At 49.1% G+C, this 6,224-nt stretch carries 6 protein-coding genes; 4 read left to right on the top strand and 2 right to left on the bottom strand.

The annotated features are described in order from the left end of the window. The first annotated feature begins 1,985 nt into the window (after nucleotides 1–1,985). The gene (locus tag NCN04_RS06540; protein ID WP_250395559.1) at nucleotides 1,986–2,399 is read left to right on the top strand and encodes a hypothetical protein; all 414 of its coding nucleotides are present in this window, start codon (nucleotides 1,986–1,988) and stop codon (nucleotides 2,397–2,399) included. A gap of 1,502 nt (nucleotides 2,400–3,901) precedes the next feature. Further along, a complete protein-coding gene (locus tag NCN04_RS06535; RefSeq protein ID WP_048346657.1) occupies nucleotides 3,902–4,090 on the top strand; it encodes a hypothetical protein in 189 nt (62 codons plus the stop codon). Nucleotides 4,091–4,874: 784 nt separating this feature from the next. Here NCN04_RS06535 and NCN04_RS10650 read toward each other — a convergent pair. Next, entirely contained in the window at nucleotides 4,875–5,009 is a 135-nt protein-coding gene (locus NCN04_RS10650) for a hypothetical protein (RefSeq protein ID WP_284498638.1), read from the bottom strand. A 93-nt stretch (nucleotides 5,010–5,102) separates the two neighbouring features. On the opposite strand from NCN04_RS10650, the gene NCN04_RS10645 reads away from it, so the two are divergent. Together NCN04_RS10645 and NCN04_RS06530 are read left to right on the top strand one after the other, a co-directional pair. After that, the gene (locus tag NCN04_RS10645) at nucleotides 5,103–5,237 is read left to right on the top strand and encodes a hypothetical protein (RefSeq protein ID WP_284498637.1); all 135 of its coding nucleotides are present in this window, start codon (nucleotides 5,103–5,105) and stop codon (nucleotides 5,235–5,237) included. A gap of 306 nt (nucleotides 5,238–5,543) precedes the next feature. Further along, entirely contained in the window at nucleotides 5,544–6,017 is a 474-nt protein-coding gene (locus NCN04_RS06530) for a hypothetical protein (protein WP_250395558.1), read from the top strand. An 18-nt stretch (nucleotides 6,018–6,035) separates the two neighbouring features. Here NCN04_RS06530 and NCN04_RS06525 read toward each other — a convergent pair. Continuing rightward, nucleotides 6,036–6,224: EamA family transporter (locus NCN04_RS06525; protein ID WP_250395557.1), on the bottom strand; the 189-nt coding region annotated here is incomplete at its 5' end.

Genomic DNA, 6,224 nt, shown 5'->3' with positions numbered 1-6,224 from the left:
GGCGTGTTGTTGGGAAAGGCATTGAACAAGTCAAGCCACCGATCGCTGACAGCTGAATCTGAAACAGGCCTCAACAGGCAACAACCAACCGCTTGGAGTCTGATGTAGTGACCTTGTGCCATCGCGGGAAGCCAAATCTTGCTCAAACAACGGTTAACAGCTGATCGCCTCGGTGCCATTCCATGCCATGGCATAAAAAAAGAAGGCGAATTTGCCTTCTTTGGGGGTGTGAGGAGCCAAATCTTGTGAGGAGATGGCCACATCCATAATTAATAAGCATGTGCCATTCAGTCAACTAACTGATACGTAGAGACTTGTTTGCTTCGAGGTATGAGCCGTTTTTCACTTGAAGAGAGCGTGTTTCTCCGGGTGGAAACAACAAGCCAAGCTGTCCAATCACAAGGGAAAAACCTAACCAGTGTTGACTTTTTAGTCTATTTGGCAGTCCTTAAAGTGTTTGGAAGTCATTGAGGCCCCTCGCTCGCCAAGAGCATCTCGCTCTTGGCTTCAATCGCTGTGTCACAGCCAAGTGGGTGGACACTAGAGATGCATTGTTTGATGCCTTCTTTTTCTTGTTGAGTCAATGGCCTGGTTGTGTGGCAATCCAATAAGGGTGAAGGTGTGTCTTGCAGGACGTTTCCCGTCCACCAAGAAGACTTTGCGAGGAGAGCTTCTTCGTGCAGTGGAAATGAGGAAACACGTCTTGTAAAAAGCCGAGACACTCTGCTTCACATCCGCGATGCCTCTTGTTTCCAGGGATTGTCTTGATTCAGGTTCGGGCGAAGAGCCAGGCGGGTTGTTGACTGATCACTAGGGATTCGCACTGCTCCATCAGGTTGTTTCGATGGAGAGACGAGTGTTGCTGACTCCAGAAGGACAACCACCGTTTCTTGAGCCTGCCCAGAGCTAGTTGACCAAAGCGACCCGCTTGGGCTAGTACAGGTGTATTGCTTGTGAGGTGCTGTGGAGGAGTGGGCCTATCTGGACGAAAGCGAGTTGAGTAACTGCCGTTGCTCAAGTGTGTGTGTGGCGTGCCAGCACTTTCGGCATGGTGTGGACCAGCATTGCCACACGTTGGTGGGGTGCAACATTCGCCAGAAGCAACTGCAACAGGGGCATCACCTCACAAAGACCTGCAAGCTATGGGCGCCAACTTGGCAGAGCACAGTGGGCTGGGCCCCTGAGATGGGTTGATTGCTGAGGTAGATCTTCTTTCCAGCATGGTTGAGCTCACCAACCCTTGGTTCAAGGTCTTTTGCAGGGTTGTCTTTTGTTTGTGATTGCTGGATTGCTTTAAGGCGTCTGATCGGTTTCTGTCACTCTGCGATGATCGTTTTTTGGAGGTGAATCATTCGTACTTCGCCAATGTTTGATCTAAAACATTTACTGGTTGGGTCTTGATTTAAATGATCACATGGCACAAGAGCATTAGCTAAAATGACAAATTGGTCGAGTCGGCTACAGCAGCTTGGCTTCGCTAAAGAGAAAGAAGAGGATGGATCCGAAAGATATCGTCTCTTCCCTGGCAAAAGTACGAATTCGTTTTGGACACAAATTCTTGTCATCCCAATTGATTACTGTTGGCAAGTCACCTATTCCAGGTCAGAAGTCCAAGTTGGACTTTGGAACACTCATAGTGTTGTAAAAAAAATTGATGTTAATGTTCATTTTAGCCCCATTCGGATGATCGAAGAGATCATCGATGAGAAAAACAAAAAACCTGGACTCTTTCGAAGATTTTGATAGCGATGAATCCATTGGAGGCAGCGATTGCAGAATCTTGGTTAACCCAGTAGAGCTTGTCCAATAGGCCTTTGAGTCATGGTTGCCTGCTTTGGTCTGCTCACTTGGGTCTTGAATCCCCATGTGAATGATTGGCATGGAGTTGAAGATCAAGCTGCTTCGTTAATCGCGTCTTCCAAAATTTCATAGTGACTTGAGGCTTTTTTCTCTTATGGCTACAATGTGATTAAAAGAGTGAAACGATGAGCCGTCTTAAAATTTTTGTTGCAATGGCCGGACTAGGAGCAGCGTCGATCTCAATGTTTTCGCTGCCTTATTCAAAAGCAGAAACGAATGCCAATCATCCAGATGGTCTCACTATTATGACGTTTGAGCAATGGGATAATGTGAAGGATAATTGTGTTATTGAAGGTACTGAGGTTTATTCTCGTCTTGGAAGTGCAGGCCGCTGGGAGAAAAAAGCTCAGCTCTGGGATAAGGATTGCGTGAAGAGGACAATGAAAGAAAGAGGATATGCAAATGCTGTTGTTTTTGATCCTGATGAAATGTCTGATTTCAAAAAGAAAACCTGTGATCTTTATGAAACATCAATTGTCCGTGTTGATGGAGTTGTTGTGGAAAGAAAATTCGGATTTGCCTTTGACAAATGTCAATAGTCCCTGTCGACGGGTGCTGCTCTGATTTGTTCTTGGCCTTGTCTTAAGGATGATCGAGTCCAATGGCTCTTCCAGTCTTCCTGTCGCTATGGAAGGGATGAAGCCTTGGAAAGCAGTTGAGGGCCAGACAATGTCCCTCAACCTCTTGCGGGCTTCTAAATCGCAAGAAGTTGATTGATTGTGGGACTGTTGACCCCGTCCAAAGAGTCACCAAACCATTCTTTGGTAGACGTCGTCACAGCAAGTGAGAAAAGTTCTCAATAGCTGTGACGAATGAGTGAGTTGCGTGAATAAAGCCGATGTCCTGCGATTGCCAGTGCTTTTACTCCTGAATTGAGCGCTTTCAATCAGCAGTTCGCTCCAATCCTTGGTATCACAGACGCCAACGCATCTATTTGCAGCTGGGTTGAGCAGTCAAGTTGTCGGGAGTTGGCTGGACCATGGCCCTCGGAAGCGGTGTGACAATTGCTTTAGTGTTGGTTAACACTGGCACAGTGCCAGTCCAGACGCAGAATGGCTGTGTGAGGAGGGCTTCTTCACGGAGTGGAAACAAGGCAACACGCCCTATAAGAAGCCGAGAAACCCTGCCTTTGGCGGGGTTTTCTTTTGTCTGACGATCCTTAGATGTCCTGAATTTGAACATAACCTCATTGGCTGGATTCAGTCAGAGCCCTTAGTCGTCGATCACGGATCAAAAAAAACGAGCGGTTTCTCAAGCCGCTCGCTCTCTCCCTTTTGTCAGCAGCTCGACGCCGCTGGACAAAGGATCTTGCATCTCTCTATTTGTGTTTGTAACGATGCTCACCCATTGCTGAACAGTTCAAACTTCAGTCCTTGGCTGTTTGCGCAGAGATTCTGCTTGTCATCGTTGAACTCAAAGGAGGCAATCGGCATGGCCGCCAAGATGGATCTGCATTGGACCGCGACTGCCTACCACTGGATAGGTCCTGGTCACGACCACTCGACCATCCGTTCGACGGTGGTTCACCACCAGAGTTGATAGGCCTGAGCCTCTGTTATGTCGCGGTTACACGACAATCAAAGCTCGTGGCCATGAATGATTCGTCCCAATCGATGCGAATCGTGCGTCATCGGTTGACCTTGCTGACTTTGGTCTGTCACGACCTTCCTTAGGTCTTGAAGACGATTACAGGGCATATGGTGCGAGGAATGGGCAACGTTGTGGCTGGCTATGTCAGGACCAACATTATGCAGGAACCAGAAATTGAATTGCTTGAAGGTTGTTCAGGAGGTGCCGAAAGGCAATACGCAAGTCCTTCGATGCTTCTTTCTCACCAAAGACCAGGAGACTCACAAAATCAGAACAGGAAGCAGGAGTATCTTCTTGTTCATTGCCATCTCTAGATGGCTCTGTAGGGGTTATTTCACTCCAAGGGTTAACCGATAACTTGGAAGATAAGAAAAATCTTAATTGGTGTTCATCACCTGCTCATTTAACCTTTGAGCTGACTGGTTAGGGTTTTGGGACTTGGAGATAAGAAATGGAACGCTACATCTTTCGCAAGAGAAAGGAGAATTGTCTGATGAAGTTCATTCCACTGCCTTTTGCCCTGATCGGTTGCGTTGTAGTTCTTGAGTTCTTGGGGTCTGAAGCGCCAATTCTTGGGTCTGCACCAGAGCAGTTGCCCCAGCAATTTATGGAGGTATTGTATTTAACCAGTGAAGATTAATTGTCTACTAGACTTGGAGCTCTCTTGGCTTCCTTTCCCATTCGGCAGGCTTTAGGATGTTTGCTTTTGTGCAGGGGAGATTACATGCTTCACAGTGATAATTGTTAGTCGGTCATGGATGCAGGGAGAGTGGTCCTGCTCGTCTAAAGGAAGAGCTTTAATCCTTCTGTGGGGGGAAGGTAAGCATCGATCCAAAGTGAAAAGATAAGAGCGACTATGTGCGGTGAGAGCGAAAGCCCTTGTGCAGGCAAGGATCATTGAGTCAGAGCCTGCCTAGGTGGATTCAGGAGAGTGGTATGTGATTCAAAAATTGTTGTATTAGGGAGGCCTGTGCATTCAATTTTTAGTGAATGCATCAATCTGTTTTCAGTCATCACTGAAGCCCCAGAGCTCTGCTTTCAACGCCCATCGGAGGAGGCCTGTTCATGCTGTCCACGTCAGCACTGCTGAGCATGAACAACAACAAAGCCCCATGAAGAGAGGCCGCCCCTCCCAGATAGGAAAGACGGCCTAACTCGCTCGTTTATGCATATCGCAGACCATTAATCAGTGAATCTGTATCGCGGAAGTCTGGACCTCGTATCGAACACAGTGAACTGAAAGATTGGTGCGAAGCGACTGTCTGCAGGATCACCTGGGGCCGGAGCTCTAGGTGTGGGGTCGTGTTCTCCGTAGGGCACCTAGGACGGTGCAGGTGGAGCATCGATTGGCGTGGCGCGCAAGGCATTGCCTACCAAAGGAACAACCCACGTCTTGTTGAGACTGTTGGAGCAGGGACCTGAAGTCAGCTTGCTTCTGCTGATAACTCAGGTGGAGTGTCGTCTGTCAAAGCGCCTCCGATCTCGATGTCCATAGTTTGTGTCAGCAGCGCACCCTTGCCATCGGTGTAAAGGCGCATTGCCTTCAGAGCAGAAACCACCGAAATTGGGAATGGCGTGCCTCATGAGTGATTCCAAGCGTCTGATTCGCTTCGTGAAGGGTGGAGTGTGGGGCCGCCTTTGATCAACGAAGAATGGAATCAGCCGATTTTGCTCATTCGATCGCCGACTGCATCGTCATGGTCGCCATCACAACCGCTGGCCCTGAGCTGCGGCGATTGACCAGACGGGTGTGGATGATGACCACCATGGATGAGTGGTTTTACTGACCGCATCTGGCTCACTGCCTTTCTAGAACGAATGCATCGATGTATTCACTCATGGAAATTCATACCGCTCATGCTCAACCGATGGGGAGCTTGATTTTTGAAGGTCATCACAAACCGTTTCACGCCTTGGCCTGCCCTCTCAATCCTCAAGTGGTACGGATTGCCAAGAAAAAGTAATCAGTTTGTACCCCATGCCTGATTCTGCAGTCATCCGCATGGGGCGGATTGTTTTGCCCCTTGACTGCTGGATTGCCATCAAGATTGATCCAATTGGCAACTATCGTTATCAGCATTGATTGGCTGCTCATGCCGCCCGCTCCGCCAAGTCTGAACGGTTGGATTCGATCGCTAAAGCGCAACGTTCAACGTGTGCTCGTTCTTTGCGTGCTGTTGCTTCTCAACCTTGGTTTAACCGGTTGTGGACCATCCGATCAACCTCCCCGTGGCGTGTTGCTGAAAGCGCTTGGGCTGCAAATTCAATTGACTCAAACAGCGATTGCCCAGTCCCTGGAGTTAGAGCCTGTTGGTGTCCCAGATGTGAGTCGTGTGCGCGTAGAAGAGCAGGAGTCGATCCGTCTTGGTGAGCAACGTGGAATTCATCTCACCGGTCGCTTCGATTGGAGGCTTCCCGCAGATTCAGTGCGTGTTGATAGTCCTTTTGAGTTGTTCTTAGAGCGGGGTGAACGGGGTCAAAGTTGGCGTTTAGCCCAACCGGTTGGTTCGAGCGACGGAACTTCACAAGATTGGATCACCCAGCCTTTGCCGATTGATTCGCCTTGATCTGTCAGCCGACAGCTTTCAGCTTTCAGCTTTTCGAGCAGTCCTGGCACTCAGGCTGATCAGCGTGGCCCCCAAGACGCACAGGGCTCCCAGCACCACAGCACCTGTAATCGGTTCGGCAAAAAACAGCACGCCCCACAGTGCCGCAAACACCACTTGGACGTAATTGATCGAGGTGGCACGCGCTGCGGGCAGGGCGGAGAGGCC

This window comes from Synechococcus sp. MU1655, from assembly GCF_023630655.1.
In the GTDB taxonomy this organism is placed as follows: Bacteria; Cyanobacteriota; Cyanobacteriia; order PCC-6307; family Cyanobiaceae; genus Synechococcus_C.
Note: the sequence above shows the minus strand (reverse complement) of the source record. Positions and strands in the feature narration are given on the sequence as shown.

Bases quoted from the DNA above. Each gene is read 5' to 3' on its own strand.
- NCN04_RS06540 (WP_250395559.1), top strand. From the start codon at position 1,986: ATGAGCCGTCTTAAAATTTTTGTTGCAATGGCCGGACTAGGAGCAGCG.
- NCN04_RS06535 (WP_048346657.1), top strand. From the start codon at position 3,902: ATGGAACGCTACATCTTTCGCAAGAGAAAGGAGAATTGTCTGATGAAG.
- NCN04_RS10645 (WP_284498637.1), top strand. From the start codon at position 5,103: ATGGAATCAGCCGATTTTGCTCATTCGATCGCCGACTGCATCGTCATG.
- NCN04_RS06530 (WP_250395558.1), top strand. From the start codon at position 5,544: ATGCCGCCCGCTCCGCCAAGTCTGAACGGTTGGATTCGATCGCTAAAG.